Origin of the sequence: Peribacillus sp. FSL P2-0133, assembly GCF_037975445.1 — a bacterium.
Taxonomy (GTDB): domain Bacteria; phylum Bacillota; class Bacilli; order Bacillales; family DSM-1321; genus Peribacillus; species Peribacillus simplex_E.
On the sequence record NZ_CP150254.1, the window covers coordinates 994,765 to 1,016,676 of the forward strand.

Here is a 21,912-nt window from a genome sequence, read left to right on the forward strand (position 1 = left end):
GTTAAAACAGAAAATCCCTACCGATGGAAACCGGAAGGGATTTTATTTTAGAATAAGAAGTTAATTAAAAGATAAAGCAAACCAGCTAATGTTGCCGAGATGGGAATGGTAATGAACCAAGTGATGATCATCCTTTTTGCCGTTCCCCATTTTACGCCCTTGACACGATGTGCTGATCCAACACCAAGGATTGAAGACGAAATAACATGGGTTGTACTGACTGGCATGTGTATTACTGTCGCGCCGAAAATGATGAAAGCACCGGTTAAATCCGCTGCAACACCATTGACCGGACGGATTTTCATGATTTTGCCGCCAACGGTTTTAATGATTTTCCATCCGCCGACGGAAGTTCCAAGCCCCATTGCTAGTGCACAGGAGAATTGAACCCAGAAGGGGATATCGGTACTTGATGCATAACCATTTGCAATAAGGGCCATCGTGATGATACCCATCGCTTTTTGAGCGTCGTTCGTTCCGTGGGTATACGATTGAAGTGCCGCAGTAGCAATCTGTATAGTACGGAATTTTTGGTTTGTTTTTGTCAGGTTATTGTTTTTAAAGACTACTTTAAAGATGCTGTATACGATAAACCCGATTGCAAAAGCAATTAGCGGGGAGAAAATCAAAGCTTGAAGAATTTTCATGAACCCTTCCCATTTAATGCCCTCGAAGCCTGCTGCAGCAATGGCGGCACCTGCAATCGAACCAATCAATGCATGGGAGGAACTGCTTGGTATTCCGTAATACCAAGTAAGAAGGTTCCATATGATAGCGGCAAGCAGAGCAGCCATGATTACATATGAACCATTCGGAAGCGTGAACGGATCCACGATATCCTTCGTTATGGTCTTCGCTACTCCAGTAAATGTCATAGCTCCGACGAAGTTCATGATGGCTGCCATGATGATGGCATGCCTAGGCTTCATGGCCTTTGTTGAAACAGCAGTCGCTATTGCATTGGCTGTATCATGAAAACCATTGATGAAGTCAAATGCTAAAGCAAAGAAAACGATTAATATTGTTAAAATTAATAAAGTATCCATTTATTGGGGTACTCCTTAGGCGTTTTTCATTATGATTGTTTCAAGTGTATTGGCCACTGCTTGACAGTGATCGGCGATCTCTTCAAGGCTTTCGTAAATTTCTTTATATTGAATGATCCTGATTGGGTCTTTTTCAACTGTAAACAAGTTTTTGATTGATTGACGTTGGATTCCGTCACAAACTGATTCAAGATCTTTAATTTTGATTGCATTTTCACGAATCATTGGCAATTTCTTAGTGGATAGTGTATCGACAGCATTTTCAATCTCATACGTACACTGTTTGATTGCATCCACAAACTTAAGCATATACTCATCTGCATTGACAATTGAGTACATCTCGAATAATGCTGCACAGTGTTCCAAACCGTCTATGACATCATCCATTCTCATGGTCAATTCAAGTATATCTTCCCGTTCGATAGGAGTGATGAAGGCATTGTTCAGCTCTTTAATCACATTATGAACCATTGAATCGCCTTTATGCTCATAGTCTTTCATCGTATCTGAAAATACTTTGAGATCGGAGATGTTTTTGAGTTTATAATCCGCGAAATAGTCAGCACCTTCTTTAAGGTTTTGAGCGATGTTAAAAAGCATTACTGCGAATTTGTCTTTTTTTGATTTAAAAGCCATGTTAAAGCCTCCCAATTAGTCATGCAAATTTACGCACTTTAGTCGTACGCTTAGTATTAACAAATTGATTGTAACGAATTCATGTAGTATCCGTGAAGGTTTTTCGACGAAAATTTACAAAATCTTAATAAAACTTTATATAAAAACACAAGGAAAATTAAAAAATGGGAAAAACCCTACAATTATAAGGGGAAATCTGCAGAAAAAATGCCTTTCCAATATGGAAAGGCAAAAGGTTCTATAAAAATAAAGCAATTAAATAGTAAATGATTCCAGCTAAGGAAGCAGAAATTGGCAATGTAATGAACCAAGTGATCAACATGTTTTTTGCGGTTCCCCATTTTACCCCTTTGATGCGGTGTGCTGAACCGACCCCAAGTATTGAAGAAGAAATGACATGTGTCGTGCTGACCGGCATATGCAGGAAGGTTGCACCGAAAATGATGGATGCTCCAGTCATATCGGCAGCCACACCGTTAACTGGGCGGATTTTCATGATTTTACCGCCGACGGTTTTGATGATCTTCCAACCTCCGATTGATGTACCAAGTGCCATGGCTATTGCGCAGGATAGTTGTACCCAGAAAGGAACTTCAGAGGTAGAGGCATATCCGTTAGCGATCAAAGCCATCGTGATGATACCCATGGATTTTTGAGCATCATTCGTTCCATGTGTATAAGATTGGATGGCCGCCGTGAGAATTTGTATTCTCCTGAATCGCTTATTGGTTTTTCCTAAATTATTATTTTTGAATACTACCTTGAAGATGCTGTATACAATGAATCCAAGCGTGAAGGCGAGGATAGGGGATAGAATCAATGCTTGTACAATTTTAGTGAATCCACTCCATTTAATCGCATCGAATCCACTAGCCACGATGGCAGCTCCCGCTATTGAACCAATGATCGCATGGGAGGAACTGCTTGGAATGCCAAAATACCAAGTGATTAAATTCCATATTATTGCCGAAAGCAGGGCGGCAAGGATTACATAAGAACCATTGTTCAATGTGAAAGGATCAACGATATCCTTCGTAATGGTATGCGCTACACCGGTAAAGGTCAGTGCTCCTAATAAATTCATTACCGCAGCCATGATGATTGCATGACGTGGTTTAAGCGCCTTGGTTGATACTGCTGTAGCGATGGCGTTAGCCGTATCATGGAAACCATTGATAAAGTCAAAGACCAAAGCAAAAATAATAATTAGCGCGGTTAAGATGAGTATGCTATTCATACATGGAGGACTCCCTTAATTTCAAGTATGTAAAGTATATATGGATTGCCGCCCATGAATGGGCAGGACAGTTTGCAACTCCTCAATAATTAGGATGGGAGTTTTACATTTGATTATTCTTAAAATTTGGCACCTTCTTTTTTACTTGGTTTTAAGCCGAACTATTCAATTGTAACGAATTTCATACCTATAAGGATAGATGTTTCGTCATTTTTTTACAAAATATTTAACTTTGTGAATGATTAAAAAGATAAAATAATCCCTTTAATATATATAATTGGTATTTAAGTGTGTCTTTTCGCTTAAGAGGCTCTATAAATCCCGAGGCTTATGGTTAGAAATAGAAGGTGGAGGGATGTATAATTGGTAAATAAAAGTAAGGGGGAATGATGGAATGATTTCAAATATTGGGGAAATGATCACCTTACATAATGGAGTTAAAATGCCACAGTTGGGTTTCGGTGTATTTAAAGTGAAAAACGGCAATGAAACGGTTGAGTCCGTCAAGAAAGCGATCGAAGTTGGTTATCGTGCGATTGATACGGCGGCCATTTATGAAAATGAAGAAGGTGTTGGTCAGGCGATTCGGGAATGCGGAGTGCCTCGTGAAGAATTGTTCATTACATCTAAAGTGTGGAATACAGAGCAAGGATACGAAACGACGCTCCAGGCATTTGATGATAGTTTAAATCGCCTTGGTTTGGAATACTTGGATTTATACCTGATCCACTGGCCGGGAAAAGATAAATATCTGGAAACCTGGAGGGCATTGGAAAAGCTTTATAAGGATGGAAAGGTGAAATCAATCGGTGTAAGTAATTTCCATGTTCATCATTTGGAGAATTTACTTGCAAACAGTGAAGTGAAACCGGTAGTCAATCAAATTGAATTGCATCCACTTTTGACTCAAGTCGAAATTCGTGATTACTGTGCAAAACATGAAATAAAGGTTGAGTCTTGGAGCCCGCTAGGCAGAGGGAACCTATTGGAAGAGCCGACAATTAATCATATAGCGAAGAAGCACGGGAAAAGTTCAGCACAAGTGTTGATTAGATGGCATCTACAACATGATCTAGTTGTAATACCTAAATCGATTACGCCTTCCCGTATCGAGGAAAATGCAGAGGTATTTGACTTTTCTTTAAGCCTGAATGAAATGAATCAAATAGATGCCTTGAACAAAAATGAACGGTTCGGAAGCAATCCCGATGAACTTTTGTTCTAAAAAGAATACTGCAAATGATAGGAGGGTGTCCCGAATGGGGCACCCTTTTTCTTTTTCCTCATGAACATAATTGAGACAGTTATTGCTTATAATAACTATGTAACAAAGTTAAGCCTATGGTATACCCGTTTAATATGTCTGTTAATCCTGTTTTCGTTGCCAAATATTTTTAAAAATAATTAGGTTTTAGATTAATTAAACGGGGAAAATAATGAGTACAGCGGCAAACAAAAAGAAAAAATTCACTAACATGAGGATTGTCCAATCAGTTACTCAAGGGCTATAGCTAGCTAACTCCACCCAATAACTAAAACATTCACATTCATTAGATATTGTGCGTAATCGGCATCATACCATTTGAATGTAAAAGTTAAAAATAACTGAAAAAAGGCATGACAATATGGAAGTGATTTGATTTCTTGGAGTCTGCTGCAGAAATTGAAAAAATAACTAATTTGAAGGAGGAAATATATTATGGGATTTTTATGGTCATTAATTATCGGAGGTATCATTGGTTGGTTAGCAGGTATGATCGTTGGACGTGACGTACCATTTGGAATTATCGGTAACATTATCGCTGGTTTTGTTGGTGCATGGTTAGGTTCATTAATTCTTGGGAACTGGGGACCTTCAGTAGCAGATTTCGCTATAATTCCAGCATTGATTGGTGCTATCGTATTTGTCTTCGTCTTAAGCCTTATCTTAAAAGGCATGAGAAAAGCTTCATAAATGCAAAGATTAAGCTGGCCCAAGTGGCCAGCTATTTTTTTTGCCAAAATGAACGGATTTCGTCCCGACATGCCTATAAACCATCAATTAAGCCCAAATGCAGAAAATCCTGCAGCTGGTTCACAAAAAAATGGGCAACTATTTCATATTAATGGAAGAAATAAGAACACCGTTCCGAAATCGAACGGTGTTTATTCAGTTTAAATGGTGACATCGAATATCTCAGGTCTATCAATGAAAGGAGCTTCAAGGCTCATTTTTCTTTCTGAAATGGGGTGGATGAATTCGATTTTCCTTGCATGCAGGGCTTGACGTGGAAATGTCTTTTTTCCGCCATACAAAGTATCTCCAGCCAAGGGGTGATTCAAATGACTGAAATGCACCCTGATTTGGTGGGTTCGGCCGCTTTCCAGTGTACAGCTGACGAGCGTCAAGTTTTTCTTGGGATCGCGATTGAGTACCTGAAAATGGGTGACTGCCGTCTGGCCTGTAGGGGAAACCCTTCGTCTCGTGGCATGGTGTCGGTCGCGGCCAATTTTTTCTTTGATTTCGCCTTCGTTCTTTTTAATGTTTCCTTCGACTAAAGCTAGATAGGTCCGTTTGATTTCCCTTTCTTCCAACATTCTATCCAGCATGGACCCTATGAGGCGGTTTTTGGCAAAAAGGACCGCACCGGTGGTATCCTTATCAAGCCTATGAATATGCTTGATCATACAGGACTGGCCAGTTTTTTGAAGATGGTGCGCCACTCCATTGATGAGGGAGTGTGACTCACCCGGTTGAGAAGGGTGAGTATCCATTCCAGCCGGTTTATTGGCTATCAATAACACTTCATCTTCATATATGATGGAAATTCCTAAGTCTGCCGCTTGAACTGTTTCATTTTCAGCTTGATCCAATAAAGGGATGCTGATCGTATCTCCTTCATTAAGAACAGTTGACCATGTGACGGAATTTCCGTTCACTGTCACTTCTTTACTCATCCTCCATTCATGGACTAATTTCTTTGGGGCCTTCCACCGCTCCCTAAAAAGCTTTTCCAATGTTAATCCATTCCAACTTTGGAGAACATCTATTATTAAATGTTGGTTAGTTAATTTAAAATTTTCCAATTAAACTCCTACTTTCGACTACTTTGGTTTTAATTAAATGAAAAAAATATATAATAATTATAGATGAGTCATGAAAAAAGTAACCTTGGACCTATTGCTGATGTTTCCGTGGTGGAAATTACCACATATTTTTTACAAAATTTATGTTATTCTAATGGGAAAGAAATCGCTTGTCCTAGAATATACATATAATAGATAGGTCTAACGGATCTGAAAAAAGGTGGTTTTTTTAGTGAAGACGGTCTTTTCTTCAACTGAAGAACAAGAGCAAGAAATAGCGAGTCTCGTTTCTCGTTTCTACGAATCTGTATTTCCAAAATACTTTACGGAAAGTGAAATCCTTCATTTTCGCGAGATTGGCGTTTTAAAGCCCAATCAAAGTTCTGTTACTTACTTGGCAACATTAAGAGACGCATTTCAAGTAATGACATGTCTTCAAGTCCTTATGTCGATATTAGACAAACAGAAGAGAGAAGATTTTATATTGATGGAATCTAAATCTGAAGAATTGTTCCAACATAACATCACACTATTGAATGAATGCGGAATATTCTTCCCCTTTTATTATGACCATTTTTCAAGTATAAACCATGAAGCGAATAATGATATGCAGATGATGGACATCCAGGTGGCGAATCAATATTTAGTATAAGGCAAAAAAAATGAGCCGGCTATAACGGGAGAAGCATTTCCGTTAGGGCCGGCTCATTTTCTACATCCTTAATTAATATCGTGGTCCTCGAACCATTTCTCGAACGTTACTTCATCATTAAAGCCGACGATTCGTTCTTGTTCTTCACCATTTTTATAGTGAACGATGGTCGGGGTCTTTTTGATGCCATAGTCGCTCCATCCTTGTTCAAACTCCAAAAGATTGAATTGAACAAGATCAATACCCAATTTCTCTGCCAAAGGTGCCACGACTGGTGTGGTTTTTTGACTGATTGAATTCGTAGGACTATAGAAATAAACGGTCACGTCTTTACTATCTTGGAGGTCCTGCTCCAACTCTACAGGAAGGATCAAATTTTGATAATTGGGGTCATCCAGCTGATCGACAGTAGCAGGTTTAAGCTTATCCTTGCCGTATGGATTTCCTTTTGATTTTTCTTCTTTTTTCATGTTTGTAAAAACGCCCAGCAGGACAAAAAGGGCGACGATTATCACTAAAAATATAGCCATTTTCTTCATTAAGCTGCAACCTCCTTGGATCTTGTCCATACGATGTAAAAAATAATGATGAATGCAGTCAAGGCTAGAACGTGATGGTGATGAAACCAATACGTTTATATATTGTCCTGTACATGGAACCATTCCTCATGCAAGGGTGTGGTCGGGAAAGACTGAAACCTTTGCAAAATAATGATATGTGGAAATGTATGCACCGATGGCTGTTACTATCATGGTATAAAAGCAAATCCAATGATTTTTTCGAATGATTGCAATTCCTAAAATGATTGTAAAAGGATCCGTGATGATCCGCTTGTACCAACAGAGCGCAAACGGTTCATTTTGCTTAATTTCAGAGAAATAAAAGCTTCCAAACATAGCAATGATGGAGCAGCCAAGGCTACAGTTAATAAGTTTTCCCCATTGCAAATAGTCTTGTTCATGGTTCCTCTTCCCCATCTCTTTTTGCTCTCATGAAAAGTATAGTATGTATGGACGGGGTCTGTAAAATATATATTCTTTTTAACGGACATTAAGATTGGCTTTTATCCATGCAATTTTGAAATCCATGGGTAGGTTCAGTTGTTTTAATTTTTGTATAAGGGGTATAATTCTTATGGAAGAGATTAAAGGAGTCTGAGGAAAATGCCTAATTTGGACCTGCATAAATATGAAAAAATAATGGAAATACGTAATATGAGGCTAGGAGACATAGATGAAATAATTGCTTTGCAGTCGAGTTGCTTTCCTGGAATGGTTCCCTGGAAGCGAGAACAGCTTGAGAGTCATCTGGCAATTTTTCCGGAAGGACAGTTTGTGGCTGAATATGATGGAAAAGTGATTGGCTCATGTTCCAGTCTCATTATTAATTTTGACGAATATGATGACCGACATACATGGGATGATGTAACAGATAATGGATATATCACGAATCATAATCCGGACGGTTATAATTTATATGGGATCGAGGTCATGGTCCATCCTAAATTCCGCAGGATGAAAATTGGTCAAAGACTATATGATTCAAGGAAAGAACTTGTTGCCCATTTGAATTTAAAAAGCATCATTATCGGCGGCAGGATTCCCAATTATCATAAACATGCGGATGAACTGTTACCAAGGGAATATGTGAAAGAAGTGCAATTGCATAAAATATATGATCCGGTTCTTTCGTTCCAGCTTTTAAATGGGTTCACGCTTATGAGGATCAATCCTAATTATTTGCCGGATGATCTGCAATCGAATAAGTATGCTACACTCATGGAGTGGAATAACGTCGATTATCAACCGAAAACAAAACGTTATTATAAAACATCAGAACCGGTAAGGATCTGCGTCGTGCAATACATGCTGCGTAAAATCGATTCATTCGAAGACTTCGCTAACCAAGTCGAGTATTTCACCGACGTTGCTTCGGATGCTAATGCGGATTTCGCCGTGTTCCCGGAATTATTCACCACCCAGCTGATGTCTTTCTTGAATGAAAGATCACCAAGCTTGGCTGTACGGAAACTGTCGGATTTCACGGAGCAGTACATTGAATTGTTTACCACTTTAGCTGTAAGGTATAACGTCAATATCATCGGCGGTTCCCATTTCGTAAAAGAAGATGATGACAATATTTATAATATCGCTTATTTATTCCGTCGCGATGGGACGATTGAAAAGCAATATAAAATTCATATCACACCAAATGAAAGAAAATGGTGGGGTATTAACGCAGGTGACCGCGTTCGAGTCTTTGATACGGACTGTGGAAAAATCGCCATACAAATTTGTTATGATATTGAGTTTCCGGAACTCGCCCGGATTGCTACCGACATGGGAGCCAAAATCATATTCACTCCATTTTGTACAGAAGACAGGCAAGGCTACCTGCGAGTTCGTTATTGTGCCCAGGCCCGTGCTGTGGAAAACCAAATTTATACCGTCATTTCCGGAACGGTCGGGAATCTTCCGCAAACGGAAAATATGGATATTCAGTATGCCCAATCGGGAATCTTCGCTCCATCGGATTTCGAATTTGCGCGTGACGGCATAGTTGGGGAAACCAGCCCGAACCTTGAGATGGTCCTGATTGGCGATGTTGATTTGGAGATCTTAAGGCGGGAGCGTCAGTCTGGTACTGTAAGGCAATTGAAAGATCGCCGCCATGATATTTACAATCTGCATTACAAAGATGGCGAAAAATAAAGAGGTAAAAGAGCTCGTGATGTGAAGAACGCTAGATTTGGTTCTTTTCATTACGAGCCTTTACTTCATTTATTGGAATAAATATGATAATTTTGTATATGTAAGGCAGATACATAATAATTGCAAATTAGGCGTTTGGGAGGAGATGTTGGAGATGGACTGGAAATCTTTATACACCACTTGGGCAGGGTACCAGAATTTAAATGGGGAATTACGTGTCCTCCTTGAGGAAATGCAGCGGGATGAAGCAAAACTCGAAGATGCCTTTTATAAAAATTTAGAATTTGGAACAGGCGGAATGCGTGGGGAAATCGGAGTGGGAACGAACCGGATGAATCTTTACACTGTAAGGAAGGCTACGGTTGGGTTGGCTCAATATATCTCTTCGTTTGGAGAAGAAGCAAAAGGAAGAGGGACTGTGATCGCTTATGATTCGAGACATAAGTCCCCGGAATTTGCACTCGAAGCAGCTAAGACCTTGGCTACATTTGGGGTGAAGGCTTATTTATTCGATGAATTGCGTCCGACTCCGGAATTGTCATTCGCGGTTCGCGAGCTGAATGCTTTTGCTGGAATCGTCATCACGGCAAGCCACAATCCGCCTGAATATAATGGTTACAAGGTTTATGGACCAGATGGAGCACAATTGCCACCGGAAGCAGCCGATCAAGTGATCAGCTACGTGAATGCAATTGAAAATGAGCTAGAAATTCAAATTGAAGAAGCTGAAGTCCTTAAAGGGAAGGGCCTCATCGAAATGGTCGGGGAGGAATTGGATACGGCATATAATCGTGAGTTGCTCACAGTTCCCGAGAATCCGCAGCTTGCCGAGGAAATAGATGTGTCAATCGTCTTTACACCGCTTCATGGAACGGCCAATAAATCCGTCAGGCGGGCACTGCAAAGCTTAGGGTATCAAAATTTGCATATCGTTAAGGAGCAGGAATTGCCAGATCCGGATTTTTCGACAGTTAAGTCACCAAATCCGGAGGAACCAGCTGCATTTGAAATGGCCATCGAACTTGGAAACAAAGTGGAAGCGGACTTATTGATAGCAACGGACCCAGATGCTGATCGGCTTGGAATTGCCGTGAAAAACGAGGTAGGTCAATATGTTGTCCTGACTGGAAATCAAACAGGTGCACTTTTCCTGGACTATTTACTGTCCCAGAAAAAAGAAAAAGGGAAGATTCCTCAAAATGGTGTCGTCTTAAAAACAATCGTCACTTCAGAAATCGGGCGGGCGATTGCCGAGTCATATGGCTTGAAAACGGTTGATGTACTTACCGGGTTTAAGTTCATTGCCGAGAAAATAAATCAGTATCATGTAAGCGGGGAAAATAGCTTTTTGTTCGGCTATGAAGAAAGCTACGGTTACCTGATTAAAGACTTTGCACGTGATAAGGATGCCATTCAAGCCGCAGTGCTGGCTGTTGAAGTCTGTGCTCATTATAAAAAGCAGGGATTGACACTATATGAAGGGTTACTGAATGTGTTTGAAAAATACGGCTTTTACTTGGAAGGATTGCGTTCATTGACTTTAAAGGGCATTGAGGGAGCAAAACAGATTTCTGGAATATTGAATCAATTCCGTCAAAATCCTCCTTCCCGAATAGCTGGCATTCCAGTAGTTTCTGAAGAAGATTATCAACGCAGCAAAAAGCGTACATTACTTTCAAATAATGAAGAATTGATCGAGCTTCCGAAATCAAATGTATTGAAGTATTTCCTTGAAGATGGTACATGGGTTTGCCTTCGTCCTTCTGGCACTGAACCGAAAATTAAATTCTATTTCGGTGTCCAAGGTAAATCAATGCCAGAAGCTGAGTCCAAGTTATCGGGAGTCATGGAAGATTTCATGAGCAAGATTGAGGCGTTAGTTTAAATGTATGAAAGCTAAACGAAAGACCTTCTTCGGTCTTTCGTTTTTTGTGATGGCAAATTTTTAGCAGCATGAATGATCAAAATTCTAGGAAATTCCGTTTCCGTTTTGGTATACTGTATTGGCGACTGATCTCGGAAAACATAGGGAATAATGGAGGTATAAATTCATGAAATTAGTAATCATTAATGGTTCACCACGTAAACAAGGGCGTACGGGGATAGCCTCACGCTACATATCCAAGAAATACGGAGCGGAACTTATTGATTTAAGCAATAGTGAAATCCCTTTATATTCAGGTGAAGGTGAGCAATATCAATTGGATGTGATTCAAGGTCTTCGGAAAAGCATCGAGGAAGCTGATGGCGTAATTCTGACCACTCCGGAATATCATGGTTCCATGAGCGGGGCCTTGAAAAATGCCTTGGATTTTCTAAGCAGTGAGCAATTCACGCATAAACCAGTTGCACTATTGGCTGTCTCCGGCGGAGGTAAAGGCGGAATCAACGCCTTGAATTCCATGAGGACAGTGGGTCGAAGCCTTTATGCAAATGTGATCGCTAAACAATTGGTACTGGATCCACATTGCTTCGATTACGAAAATGATGGTTTATTTGAAGAGTCTGCCGTACTTGTAGAAGGTATGATTGAAGAGCTTAAAATGTATGCAACTGCATATACTTCAATGAAAAAATAATGAAATGGGGGTCAGGTATTAAAATACCTGACCCTTCCTTGTTTTTTATAGGGTTTCACCAGCCAAAGTTATATCCCCGATAATTAATCCTCTTGTATAAATTTTCCCGTTTTGCAAAAACTATAGTTGATTTTAGCTTGGAAGTTCACTTAAATAATCACTTGTTTGTTCTGCCGCATGATCAAGATAGCGAAGCAGTGCATACAGCTGGGATTGAACGATTTGATAATCATGTTCAAACCTGTAAGCGTGCAAAAAATGTTCTATTTTTTTCGAAAGAAAGTGATCTTTCGTTCGAACCATCAATACTAACAAGCTGTCCCAATCAGAACGGTGTGTGTGAAACAATGCCTGATCATAATCCGCAATCCTCATGTTCTTCTCCCCCTTAATAAGGAGCTATTTGTATTTTGTTCAGATAAGACAGAACATTTCCTTACAATAAGTGGAGATGTATTTGGACCGCGGTTGTTGCTTTTTTCCTGAATAAAAATAAAAGGTGAGTACATGAGAAAAATAATGGTAATTGGAATATTGGTACTGCTTTTTTTTCCTGAACCATCGCTGGCGGCAGAAGTGTATTCCCCTGAACAGATGGAAAGTGATCTGCAAGGAATCCAGAAGCAGTATGAATTGGACGTTAAAATAATCGGGCAAACTGAAAAAGGGAAAAATATAAAGGCAGTCAAATTAGGAAAAGGAAAAAGATCGATTTTGCTGGTGGGATCACATCATGGACGGGAATGGCTCAGTTCCATACTTTTAATGCGCATGCTTGAAGAGTATGCAGCCGCCTATCGAGCGGGTAAACCTGTTGGAGAATACCGGACGGAATCATTGGATGATGTGAGCATCTGGTTCATCCCGATGCTGAATCCAGATGGAGTAAGTATCCAGCAAGGTGATCTCTCCAACTTAAATGTTTTTGAAAAGGCTGCCGTATGGAAAATGAACCGATTTAGCAGGAATTGGTCCCGGTGGAAAGCCAACGCCAAAGGCATTGATTTAAACAGGCAGTATCCGGCTGGATGGAAAGAAGTCATGAGTGATGAAACAAAACCAACGTATCAATTTTATAAAGGCCAACAACCACTAGAAGCAGCTGAAGTATTAGCACTTACGGATTTCACGAAGGAGGTCGATCCCCTTATTGCTGTTTCCTACCATACCTCAGGAAGGGAAATCTTTTGGCATTACAAAAATAAACGGAAAAATATGGCGAGGGATTATGGGATTGCCAAAAAGACTGCCGAATTGACTGGGTATGAACTGACCTTTCCGGAAAAAGAAGCGGTAGGAAGCGGATTTACGGATTGGTTCATCACTGAATTCCGCCGCCCGGGAATGACGATCGAGCTTAGTTATTTAGTGGATGAAACCAATCCGCCGTTGGCTGTGTTTCCTGAGGAGTGGAAGAGGAATCGATTAGTTGGAATCATGCTTGTAAAAGAAGCGAAGCAGCTGCATAACAACTGAGCAATTTTACATAATAATAGTAAGCGGAAAGTATAAGGAGGAAAAGATTTTGAAAAAAGTCATCGTGATGCTAATGGGGATTTTTTTGATCATACAAGCAGGGGCCATTTCAGCACAGGCCCAAAAACCCGATTACGAAAAATACGGAAAGATTGCAATTGCAGTTGTGCAAGCAGATTATCCTGAAGTTAATATTAATGATTACGAATATAAGGGCAGAAAAACTGTATCGAAAAATCTCGTCGAAGACGATTTCAGATTTTTGGTCGATGATAAAGGTCAGAAGTTCAATGTCATCGTGACCGTACAACATGATTTGAAAAATGAAAAATTACTTAGTTTGAAGGTCACGGAGCAAAAAGGAAAGTGAGGTCAGAACAAACGGAAAATTCAAGGTATGCATCTTACCGGACATCTTCACCTCGAGAAGATGTTTTTTTCTGATTTCTTTTATAGGTTGTCCGGAAAATGGTGGATACCGGGTTAGTTGCCAATGGAAAGTGATTCACATCCGTTCAGCTGCCATGAAGTTTTCATTGCATTTATGAGCAGCTAACCAGTATAGTTAGTATCAGATTGAAACAATAAGCTTGATTGTAGGGGTATTAGAAAATGAGAAAGTTTAAGAAAGTTTATGTGGAAATTACGAATATATGTAATTTGAAGTGTAATTTTTGTCCAAGTTCCAGCTTGCAAAGGACTCTGAAATTCATGGATCCTGAAGGGTTTACGGATGTAATCAAGAAAATTAAACCACACACCGATCATATTTATTTTCATCTGATGGGTGAACCATTTTTAAATAAAAATTTGGGTACTTTCCTGGATATCAGTGCTGAAAATGACCTGAAGGTTAATATTACAACGAACGGTACTTTGATTCAAAAGGTCAAAGACAAGCTACTCTCCAAAAAAGCCCTTCGGCAGGTGAATATTTCACTTCATAGCTTTGAGGCAAACGATACAAGCAATAGTCTTGATTCTTATGTCAGTAATATTGCCGATTTCATAAATGAAGCAAATGAAAAAAGTGAAGTGATTTGTGCCATCCGTTTATGGAATATGGATACGGCTGAATTAAAAGCGAGTAATGGCCTGAACGACGATATTCTTAGCATGCTGGAGGAGAAGCTTTCATTGGACATCCGCTTAAGTGAAGCACTTCAGCAAAAGAATAATATTAAGTTGAAGGACCGGGTTTATATAAACATGGCCGAAAAATTCGAGTGGCCGGAATTGGACCGTGACATTATCGATGAAAATATTTTCTGCTATGCCCTTAGAGATCAGTTAGGCATCTTGGTGGATGGTACAGTGGTACCTTGTTGCTTGGATAGTGAAGGGAAAATACCGCTTGGAAATATATTCGAAACATCACTTGAAGACATTTTAAATGGTGAACGTGCGAAAAATATGTATGATGGTTTTTCAAGAAGATGTGCAGTTGAAGAATTATGTAAACGCTGTGGCTATGCTAAGCGTCATAAAAAATAAGATTAAGAAAAATCACGGAGTCCATCTTCGTGGTTTTTTTGTGTGATTGAATGATATTGCCCCTTCTTTTTTTATTCAAAATTCAGAATATTATTGTTTTTTTTGGAGTCCCGTGATAGAATACTCTCTATTATTGATGAAGTGTAAACTTCATATTGTCATATAAAAAGTATTGGATTCATATCTTGCTTCAGAGGGGATGTTTTATGGATTTACAGCAAAAAGTTAAAGAAGTATTCCCTGGTTTATCCACAGGTCAAAAAAAGGTAGCAAAATACTTGTTAGTGCATTCACATACATTTGCAGTCACTTCAGCTCAAGAGCTCGGAAAAGATATAGGGGTGAGTGAAACGACCATCATCCGCTTTTGTTATTCATTGGGGTTAAGTGGATATGCGGAACTTCAAAAACTTATTCGCAATCAGTTGATATACGAGAGTAGCAGTTTGAATGAATATCATTCTTCAAAACTTGAAGCCGCGAATCAGCCAAACTTCATGGCTCAGGTGATGGGGCAAGATATCATCAGCATCGAAAAGACAATGAAAAATTTATCAAATGAAGATTTTTCCAAAACAGTTGATAAATTGGCGGCAGCTGACAATGTTTTGATATCCGGACACCGGTTATCATTTTCAGCAGCACATTGGTTAACCTTTACGCTTAGGCTTGTTAGGGAAGAGGTCCATTTATATAGGCCTGATACAGATGATATTTTTTTACTGTTGAATAAAATGACTGAAAATTCCGTTTTTGTAGCCATTTCTTTTCACCGCTATGTTAAAGAGACGGTGAAAATCACGGAAATGGCCAAAAAAGCGGGTGCATTTGTAATTGGTGTTACGGATTCTGAACTGGCTCCAATTGCTGAATACGCTGACATATTATTGCCCATTTCAACACCTAGAACTTCCACTATCGATACGGCACCGGTGTTATTCTCATTATTGAATAGTTTAGTAGCTGGTGTATCGATTAAGGATGAACAGGGTTTCAAAGAAAGAAAAGCTATATATGATGCGTTCAATCAAGATGAATTTTTCTTTTGAGATTAAATTTCCATCAGTTCGGTGAACAAGCCGATTAAACCGGGATACAAGGGGGAGACAGAAATGGATATCACACAGTCTATCGAAAAATTAAGGCCTCGTATACTCGATATCTTTGACCATTTACACGCACATCCTGAAACGAGTTGGAATGAAGTGAATACGACAGCTTTCATTTCAAATATTTTAACGGAAAATCAGTGTACGGTGAAAACATTCAAGGACTGTACAGGAGTGGTTGGGGAAATTGGGGATGGGAATTTCACGGTAGGGTTACGATCGGATATCGATGCACTTTGGCAGGAGGTGGATGGGACGTTTCAAGCCAATCATTCCTGTGGACACGATGGGCATATGACCTTGGCACTTGGAGTATTCCTGTTATTGAAAGAAATGGACTTTCATCCAAGAGGCAAACTGAAATTCATTTTTCAGCCTGCTGAAGAAAAAGGTACGGGCGCCTTGAAGATGATTGAAGAAAAAGTATTGGATGATGTCGATTTCCTTTATGGGGTGCACTTAAGACCGGTTGAGGAAGTGAAGGATGGGCAAGCGGCGCCAGCCATTGTCCATGGTGCCGCTCAGTTCATTAAAGGAGAAATAGCGGGGACTGATGCACATGGAGCCAGACCGCATCAAGGGCAAAATGCCATCGAGATAGGAGCAGCATTCATCACTTTGTTAAATGGTATCCATCTCAATCCATCCATCCCTTATTCGGCAAAAATGACGCAGTTTTTTGCTGGAGGAGAAAGCTCCAATATCATCCCCGGGAGAGCCACTTTTTCATTGGATTTACGGGCACAGGATAATGCAATGATGGAAGAGCTCACCAAAAAGGTGGAAAAGGTTGCAGAATCTTTGGCCATTGTCCATGGAGTGGAAGTGAAACTCGAACCGGGAACCAATGTTGCCGCAGCAACCGTGAACGATCAAGCCCAGGAAATAATGTCTGAAGCGATAGCCAATACACTCGGGGAAGAAAATCTGGTAGCGCCTGTCATTACGACAGGAGGAGAGGATTTTCATTTTTATACGTTGAAAAGACCTGAACTCAAAGCGACGATGCTTGGATTGGGCTGTGATTTGGCACCAGGGCTCCATCATCCGAACATGACGTTCAACAAAGATGCTTTGTTATCGGGGATTGAAATCCTGACCAAAGCCATCATACTGACTTTCGAGAAATATGGGGAGGGGGGACACTTGCATGACTGATGAATTAATCATTAAATCCCTATCAACACTGGAGGATTTACAAGAAGTGCAGCGACTGGAAGTTCTTGTATGGGGCATGGATTGCGTTCCCATCCATCAGACGATTACGGCAGTCAAAAACGGCGGGCTTGTTTTAGGCGGCTACATCAATGGTCAGTTAGTCGGGTTTCAATACAGTTTCCCGGGATTCAAGGACGGAAGGGCATATCTTTGTTCACATATGTTAGCAATCCATCCTGCCCATCAAAAGAAGGGCTACGGCAAATTACTTAAACTTGCACAAAAAGAAGAAGCACTCAAAAAAGGTTACGACTTAATCACATGGACGTATGATCCATTGGAAAGTGTGAATGCAAACTTGAACATCGGTAAGCTAAAAGCTGTTTGCTCTACGTATATGGATGATTGTTATGGAAATATGAAGGATACCCTCAATGAAGGATTGTCCACTGATCGATTCATGGTGGAATGGAATATACGGCAGGAAGCAAAGGAAGAGACTCCGCTTCCAGATAAAGCCATACACATCGTAACGACAGGAATGAATGACCAAGGCTTTCCTTACATCAAGGATTATCATTTTGAAACCAATGCAGAGGTGATCGCCATACCCATTCCGACAGATATTCAACAAATCAAAAAAGCTGATCTCAGCCTTGCGATTGATTGGCGGTTAAAAACCGGTGAATTATTCAAAACGCTTTTTGCCAAAGGTTATGTTGCAGCAGGGATTGAACGGGAACAAGGTGGAAATATTCAAAACTATTTATTAAAAAAACAAGAATAAGAGGGGAATCGGGATGAAAATAACAGAAGTGCGTTTACGTCATTTAAATATGGATTTGGTAGCTCCCTTTACAACAAGCTTTGGAACGTTTGTGGATAAGGAGTTCATTCTTGTGGAAGTGAAAAATGGAGAGGGGCTTTCAGGTTGGGCTGAATCTGTGGCGTTTTCAGCACCTTGGTATAACGAAGAAACCATAAAAACCAATTGGACCATGCTGGAGGATTTCTTGATACCGCTTGTATTGGATAAAGAAATAGAACATCCCCGTGATGTATCGGATATGTTCTCGCATATTCGTAAAAATAATATGGCAAAATCGGCAATCGAGGGAGCCATCTGGGATTTATACGCAAAAGAAAATAATATCCCATTAAGTATGGCTTTAGGCGGGGAACTAGAAAAAATCGATGTTGGGATCAGTATCGGCATCCAAAAAACGGTACCTGAATTACTGGCGAAGATAGAAGCCGGATTGAAGGATGGGTATAAAAGAATAAAAATGAAAATCCAACCAGGTTGGGATGTAGATGTAATCAGGGAAGTGCGCAATCGATATCCCGATGTCCCGATCATGGCAGATGCAAACTCCGCTTACCGTCTGAAAGACATCGAATTACTGAAACAGCTTGATCAATTTGATTTAATGATGATCGAGCAACCTTTGTCATCAGATGATATTGTCGATCATGCCACATTACAAGCGGAAATCAAAACACCGATTTGCTTGGATGAAAGTATACATTCCGTGGAAGATGCAAGAAAAGCCCTTGAATTGGGAAGCTGTAAAATCATTAATATTAAGATCGGCAGGGTTGGCGGTTTAACGGAAGCAATGAAAATACATGAATTATGTAAAGAAAGGAATGTACCGGTTTGGTGCGGAGGCATGTTGGAATCTGGTGTGGGGCGTGCCCATAATATCGCATTGACAACACTTGATAACTTCACGATGCCTGGTGATACGGCAGCATCCGCGAATTATTGGCATAAAGACATCATCCAACCGGAGGTTACAGTGGAAGATGGAGTCATAACCGTTCCAAAGGCGGCTGGCATTGGCTATGAAGTAGATTACGCTGCGGTCGATGAATTCACTTCCTATAGTAAAAGATATACCAAATGATAAATGTACAAAATTTGTAAATAAAAGTGCCTCCCAGCTTCGGCCCGTTAACTTGAAGCTGGGAGGGGATTGTAGAACAGGATAATGATGAAAGGGAAGATATTTCTTTTAACTTTAATTGTCAGAATAATCATATAATTAAGGTGGTATGTGATATGAAAAACAGTGTAAATCTTGCAGGTGCATATATTGGAATCATCATTGGAGCAGGTTTCGCTTCAGGACAAGAAGTATTACAGTTCTTCACGAGTTTTGGAATCTACAGTGTATTGGGAATTTTGGTGGCAACCGCTTTATTCGCGTTTTTAGGCATGCAGGTTACTCAATTGGGGAGCACTCTCCAAACACGCTCCCATAAAAGCATCATCGATCATATTTGTGGCCGCTATATAGGCAGGGTGGTCGATATTATTATCACATTTTTCTTGTTTGGCGTTACAGTAATCATGATTGCCGGTTCCGGAACGATTTTTGAAGAACAATTCGGGATTCCAAGTATAGTTGGTGCAATCGTCATGACGGTTCTCACGATTGGTACTCTTTTACTTAATGTTAACAAAATTATGTCCATCATAAGTGCCGTAACACCGTTTTTATTTGTTATCATGATCATTATTTCAGGTTATTCATTTTTCACATCCGATCTAAGTTTCAATCAAATCATTTCATCTTCAAGTAAAGGGACGGCTGCAACCGGAAATTGGATGATGGGTTCATTACTTTATGTTTCATATAATATGACTGCCGGAATTGCCATGCTAGCCGTAATGGGAGGGACCTTCAAGAATAAGAAAGAGGCTGGTATGGGAGGAATTCTAGGAGGTATCGGATTGGGGATCTTGCTATTCTTGATCAATTTGGGGATGATGTCCGACTTGAAGGGCATAGAAGGCTCAGGTATGCCTACCCTTCATTTAGCGAATCAGATTTCTCCATGGTTGGGATATCTCCTATCAATCATCCTTTTAGGAATGATTTATAATACCGCTGTCGGGATGCTGTATGCATTCACCGCCAGGTTGGTGCCTGCGGAAACGAAACGCTTTAAAATATCCGTGATTATGGTCGGGATCCTCGCTTTCCTTGCAAGTTTCGTTGGCTTTATTGAATTGGTTGGGACGGTATACCCGATCACAGGGTACTTAGGTTTTGTAATCATAGCAGCGCTCATCATTTCCTGGATCCGTTCAAAAACGAAAAAAGAGGCTGTGAATACGGAAATAGTGAAATTTTAATATCAATAGGACTGTGTGTAGAACGGCATGAAACATTTGGCCTGACATCTTCTTCATGGAGGTGTTTTTTTCTGTTATCGAGGACCTTTACTCATGATCACGGCATTTTTCCTCCTTTTTTTCATACATTAGTTTAAAGGCGGAAGACAAGGGGGATTTCGGATGAATGAAGCGGAGCAAAAGGCTCTGGAATATGCCATTAGTGAAATTACAGAAATAGCAACGGGGTTCGGGTTGGATTTTTACCCGATGCGTTATGAAATTTGCCCTTCAGAAATCATTTATACATTTGGTGCCTATGGGATGCCGACCCGTTTTTCTCATTGGAGCTTTGGGAAGCAATTTCATAAAATGAAGCTGCAGTACGACTTTGGATTAAGTAAGATCTATGAACTGGTCATTAACTCTGATCCTTGTTACGCTTTTCTACTGGACTCCAATTCACTTGTACAAAATAAATTGATTGTTGCCCACGTTTTGGCGCATTGTGATTTCTTTAAGAATAATATACGTTTTAATAATACTAAGAGAGATATGGTAGAAAGTATGTCGGCAACGGCAGAAAGAATCCGTGAATATGAAATCCTGCATGGGAAAAAGGAAGTGGAAACCTTTCTCGATGCACTTTTAGCCATTGAAGAACATATCGATCCGTCGCTGATGAGACCGAAACTTGCCTGGACGATGGAAGATGAGGAAGAAGAAGAGGAAATAAAACCGACAGCCACACAATACGATGATTTATGGAACCTTGATAATAAGGATAAACCGAAGCAATCGAACATTAAAAAGAGAAAAAAATTCCCGCCAAGGCCTGAAAAGGATATTATGCTTTTCATAGAGCAGTACAGCAGGGATTTAACCGATTGGCAACGGGATATCATGACGATGATCAGGGAAGAGATGCTGTATTTCTGGCCGCAGCTGGAAACGAAAATCATGAACGAAGGCTGGGCATCCTACTGGCATCAGCGCATAATCCGTGAATTGGATCTATCCTCAGGGGAAGCCATTGAATTCGCAAAACTGAACGCAGGCGTCGTTCAGCCATCACGGACCAGCATCAATCCTTATTATCTAGGATTGAAGGTGCTTGAAGATATTGAAGAACGCTATGATAATCCAACTGAAGAAATGATCAAGCTGGGCGTCAAGCCTGGATCTGGCCGGGAAAAGATGTTCGAAGTCAGGGAAATCGAATCGGATATTTCCTTTCTCCGTAATTATTTGACGAAAGATCTGGTCATGCGGGAGGATATGTACTTATTCCAAAAGCAGGGCAAGGATTATAAAATCGTCGATAAGGCATGGGAGAATGTTCGTGATCAACTCGTGAGTATGAGGGTTAACGGCGGTTTCCCTTATATCACAGTAAATGATGGGGACTTCATGCGCAATGGGGAACTTTATCTAAAACATTGGTATGAAGATATTGAACTGGATTTGAAGTACCTCGAAAAAGTCATGCCATATATCCATCAGCTCTGGGGCCGCTCCGTTCATATGGAATCAGTCATTGAAGGAAAAGAAGTCCTGTTTTCCTATGATGGAAAGGGTATTCACCGGAAATATTTATAAAGCAGAAAAAACTGCCGATCACTCG

At 40.2% G+C, this 21,912-nt stretch carries 22 protein-coding genes; 15 read left to right on the forward strand and 7 right to left on the reverse strand.

Features of this window, described 5'->3' with window-relative positions; genetic code table 11:
- Positions 1 to 47: 47 nt before the first annotated feature.
- From MKY17_RS04730 to MKY17_RS04740, 3 genes are all read right to left on the reverse strand, one after another.
- Complete coding sequence (locus MKY17_RS04730; RefSeq protein ID WP_098373354.1) at positions 48 to 1,046, reverse strand: inorganic phosphate transporter; 999 nt, start codon at positions 1,044 to 1,046, stop codon at positions 48 to 50.
- 15 nt (positions 1,047 to 1,061) lie between these two features.
- Entirely contained in the window at positions 1,062 to 1,682 is a 621-nt protein-coding gene (locus MKY17_RS04735; RefSeq protein ID WP_063235631.1) for a DUF47 domain-containing protein, read from the reverse strand.
- Between the two features lie 238 nt (positions 1,683 to 1,920).
- A complete protein-coding gene (locus tag MKY17_RS04740) occupies positions 1,921 to 2,919 on the reverse strand; it encodes an inorganic phosphate transporter (RefSeq protein ID WP_098373353.1) in 999 nt (332 codons plus the stop codon).
- A 394-nt stretch (positions 2,920 to 3,313) separates the two neighbouring features.
- Here MKY17_RS04740 and MKY17_RS04745 point away from each other — a divergent pair, with 394 nt between their 5' ends.
- Entirely contained in the window at positions 3,314 to 4,144 is an 831-nt protein-coding gene (locus MKY17_RS04745) for an aldo/keto reductase (protein WP_098373352.1), read from the forward strand.
- A gap of 474 nt (positions 4,145 to 4,618) precedes the next feature.
- Positions 4,619 to 4,873, forward strand: coding sequence for a GlsB/YeaQ/YmgE family stress response membrane protein (locus MKY17_RS04750; RefSeq protein WP_179086047.1), 255 nt, complete (start codon positions 4,619 to 4,621; stop codon positions 4,871 to 4,873).
- 200 nt (positions 4,874 to 5,073) lie between these two features.
- Here MKY17_RS04750 and MKY17_RS04755 read toward each other — a convergent pair whose 3' ends face one another.
- A complete protein-coding gene (locus MKY17_RS04755) occupies positions 5,074 to 5,985 on the reverse strand; it encodes an RluA family pseudouridine synthase (RefSeq protein WP_098373350.1) in 912 nt (303 codons plus the stop codon).
- Positions 5,986 to 6,217: 232 nt separating this feature from the next.
- On the opposite strand from MKY17_RS04755, the gene MKY17_RS04760 reads away from it, so the two are divergent.
- On the forward strand, positions 6,218 to 6,637 hold the full coding sequence (locus MKY17_RS04760; RefSeq protein ID WP_098373349.1) for a DUF5365 family protein: 420 nt from the start codon (positions 6,218 to 6,220) through the stop codon (positions 6,635 to 6,637).
- Between the two features lie 68 nt (positions 6,638 to 6,705).
- On the opposite strand, the gene MKY17_RS04765 is transcribed toward MKY17_RS04760, so the two are convergent.
- Positions 6,706 to 7,176, reverse strand: coding sequence for a thioredoxin family protein (locus MKY17_RS04765; RefSeq protein ID WP_098373348.1), 471 nt, complete (start codon positions 7,174 to 7,176; stop codon positions 6,706 to 6,708).
- Between the two features lie 126 nt (positions 7,177 to 7,302).
- On the reverse strand, positions 7,303 to 7,614 hold the full coding sequence (locus MKY17_RS04770; RefSeq protein WP_260398110.1) for a disulfide bond formation protein B: 312 nt from the start codon (positions 7,612 to 7,614) through the stop codon (positions 7,303 to 7,305).
- Positions 7,615 to 7,800: 186 nt separating this feature from the next.
- Between MKY17_RS04770 and MKY17_RS04775 the strand changes: the two genes are divergently transcribed.
- The 3 genes from MKY17_RS04775 (at position 7,801) to MKY17_RS04785 (ending at position 11,927) form a co-directional block, all read left to right on the forward strand.
- Complete coding sequence (locus MKY17_RS04775) at positions 7,801 to 9,348, forward strand: carbon-nitrogen hydrolase family protein (protein ID WP_098373347.1); 1,548 nt, start codon at positions 7,801 to 7,803, stop codon at positions 9,346 to 9,348.
- A gap of 154 nt (positions 9,349 to 9,502) precedes the next feature.
- Complete coding sequence (locus tag MKY17_RS04780; protein ID WP_098373346.1) at positions 9,503 to 11,233, forward strand: phospho-sugar mutase; 1,731 nt, start codon at positions 9,503 to 9,505, stop codon at positions 11,231 to 11,233.
- Positions 11,234 to 11,399: 166 nt separating this feature from the next.
- Positions 11,400 to 11,927 (forward strand): NADPH-dependent FMN reductase, encoded by a 528-nt coding sequence (locus MKY17_RS04785; RefSeq protein WP_098373345.1) that lies wholly within the window; start codon positions 11,400 to 11,402, stop codon positions 11,925 to 11,927.
- Between the two features lie 132 nt (positions 11,928 to 12,059).
- Here the strand turns inward: MKY17_RS04785 and MKY17_RS04790 are convergent, their stop codons facing one another.
- Entirely contained in the window at positions 12,060 to 12,302 is a 243-nt protein-coding gene (locus tag MKY17_RS04790; protein ID WP_076367617.1) for a YhdB family protein, read from the reverse strand.
- 132 nt (positions 12,303 to 12,434) lie between these two features.
- Here MKY17_RS04790 and MKY17_RS04795 point away from each other — a divergent pair, with 132 nt between their 5' ends.
- From MKY17_RS04795 to MKY17_RS04835, 9 genes are all read left to right on the forward strand, one after another.
- The gene (locus MKY17_RS04795) at positions 12,435 to 13,403 is read left to right on the forward strand and encodes a M14 family zinc carboxypeptidase (protein ID WP_098373344.1); all 969 of its coding nucleotides are present in this window, start codon (positions 12,435 to 12,437) and stop codon (positions 13,401 to 13,403) included.
- 49 nt (positions 13,404 to 13,452) lie between these two features.
- Positions 13,453 to 13,773 (forward strand): DUF3889 domain-containing protein, encoded by a 321-nt coding sequence (locus MKY17_RS04800; protein WP_098373343.1) that lies wholly within the window; start codon positions 13,453 to 13,455, stop codon positions 13,771 to 13,773.
- A 242-nt stretch (positions 13,774 to 14,015) separates the two neighbouring features.
- Complete coding sequence (locus MKY17_RS04805; protein WP_076367611.1) at positions 14,016 to 14,897, forward strand: radical SAM/SPASM domain-containing protein; 882 nt, start codon at positions 14,016 to 14,018, stop codon at positions 14,895 to 14,897.
- 206 nt (positions 14,898 to 15,103) lie between these two features.
- Positions 15,104 to 15,946, forward strand: a complete 843-nt coding sequence (locus MKY17_RS04810; RefSeq protein ID WP_098373342.1) for a MurR/RpiR family transcriptional regulator — start codon at positions 15,104 to 15,106, stop codon at positions 15,944 to 15,946.
- A 63-nt stretch (positions 15,947 to 16,009) separates the two neighbouring features.
- A complete protein-coding gene (locus MKY17_RS04815; RefSeq protein ID WP_179891179.1) occupies positions 16,010 to 17,164 on the forward strand; it encodes a M20 peptidase aminoacylase family protein in 1,155 nt (384 codons plus the stop codon).
- Complete coding sequence (locus MKY17_RS04820; protein WP_098373341.1) at positions 17,157 to 17,951, forward strand: GNAT family N-acetyltransferase; 795 nt, start codon at positions 17,157 to 17,159, stop codon at positions 17,949 to 17,951. The genes MKY17_RS04815 and MKY17_RS04820 overlap by 8 nt, the downstream gene beginning before the upstream one ends.
- A gap of 13 nt (positions 17,952 to 17,964) precedes the next feature.
- Positions 17,965 to 19,074, forward strand: coding sequence for an o-succinylbenzoate synthase (gene menC, locus MKY17_RS04825; RefSeq protein ID WP_098373340.1), 1,110 nt, complete (start codon positions 17,965 to 17,967; stop codon positions 19,072 to 19,074).
- Between the two features lie 155 nt (positions 19,075 to 19,229).
- The gene (locus MKY17_RS04830) at positions 19,230 to 20,309 is read left to right on the forward strand and encodes a hypothetical protein (RefSeq protein ID WP_098373339.1); all 1,080 of its coding nucleotides are present in this window, start codon (positions 19,230 to 19,232) and stop codon (positions 20,307 to 20,309) included.
- 162 nt (positions 20,310 to 20,471) lie between these two features.
- Positions 20,472 to 21,887, forward strand: a complete 1,416-nt coding sequence (locus tag MKY17_RS04835; RefSeq protein WP_098373338.1) for a SpoVR family protein — start codon at positions 20,472 to 20,474, stop codon at positions 21,885 to 21,887.
- Positions 21,888 to 21,912: the final 25 nt, after the last annotated feature.

Excerpts from the sequence above, each read along its gene's own strand:
- MKY17_RS04740 (WP_098373353.1), bottom strand. The coding sequence starts at position 2,919 with ATGAATAGCATACTCATCTTAACCGCGCTAATTATTATTTTTGCTTTG.
- MKY17_RS04795 (WP_098373344.1), top strand. The coding sequence starts at position 12,435 with ATGAGAAAAATAATGGTAATTGGAATATTGGTACTGCTTTTTTTTCCT.
- MKY17_RS04745 (WP_098373352.1), top strand. The coding sequence starts at position 3,314 with ATGATTTCAAATATTGGGGAAATGATCACCTTACATAATGGAGTTAAA.
- MKY17_RS04770 (WP_260398110.1), bottom strand. The coding sequence starts at position 7,614 with ATGGGGAAGAGGAACCATGAACAAGACTATTTGCAATGGGGAAAACTT.
- menC (WP_098373340.1), top strand. The coding sequence starts at position 17,965 with ATGAAAATAACAGAAGTGCGTTTACGTCATTTAAATATGGATTTGGTA.
- MKY17_RS04820 (WP_098373341.1), top strand. The coding sequence starts at position 17,157 with ATGACTGATGAATTAATCATTAAATCCCTATCAACACTGGAGGATTTA.
- MKY17_RS04750 (WP_179086047.1), top strand. The coding sequence starts at position 4,619 with ATGGGATTTTTATGGTCATTAATTATCGGAGGTATCATTGGTTGGTTA.
- MKY17_RS04775 (WP_098373347.1), top strand. The coding sequence starts at position 7,801 with ATGCCTAATTTGGACCTGCATAAATATGAAAAAATAATGGAAATACGT.
- MKY17_RS04765 (WP_098373348.1), bottom strand. The coding sequence starts at position 7,176 with ATGAAGAAAATGGCTATATTTTTAGTGATAATCGTCGCCCTTTTTGTC.
- MKY17_RS04785 (WP_098373345.1), top strand. The coding sequence starts at position 11,400 with ATGAAATTAGTAATCATTAATGGTTCACCACGTAAACAAGGGCGTACG.
- MKY17_RS04805 (WP_076367611.1), top strand. The coding sequence starts at position 14,016 with ATGAGAAAGTTTAAGAAAGTTTATGTGGAAATTACGAATATATGTAAT.
- MKY17_RS04815 (WP_179891179.1), top strand. The coding sequence starts at position 16,010 with ATGGATATCACACAGTCTATCGAAAAATTAAGGCCTCGTATACTCGAT.
- MKY17_RS04735 (WP_063235631.1), bottom strand. The coding sequence starts at position 1,682 with ATGGCTTTTAAATCAAAAAAAGACAAATTCGCAGTAATGCTTTTTAAC.
- MKY17_RS04830 (WP_098373339.1), top strand. The coding sequence starts at position 19,230 with ATGAAAAACAGTGTAAATCTTGCAGGTGCATATATTGGAATCATCATT.
- MKY17_RS04790 (WP_076367617.1), bottom strand. The coding sequence starts at position 12,302 with ATGAGGATTGCGGATTATGATCAGGCATTGTTTCACACACACCGTTCT.
- MKY17_RS04730 (WP_098373354.1), bottom strand. The coding sequence starts at position 1,046 with ATGGATACTTTATTAATTTTAACAATATTAATCGTTTTCTTTGCTTTA.
- MKY17_RS04780 (WP_098373346.1), top strand. The coding sequence starts at position 9,503 with ATGGACTGGAAATCTTTATACACCACTTGGGCAGGGTACCAGAATTTA.
- MKY17_RS04810 (WP_098373342.1), top strand. The coding sequence starts at position 15,104 with ATGGATTTACAGCAAAAAGTTAAAGAAGTATTCCCTGGTTTATCCACA.
- MKY17_RS04835 (WP_098373338.1), top strand. The coding sequence starts at position 20,472 with ATGAATGAAGCGGAGCAAAAGGCTCTGGAATATGCCATTAGTGAAATT.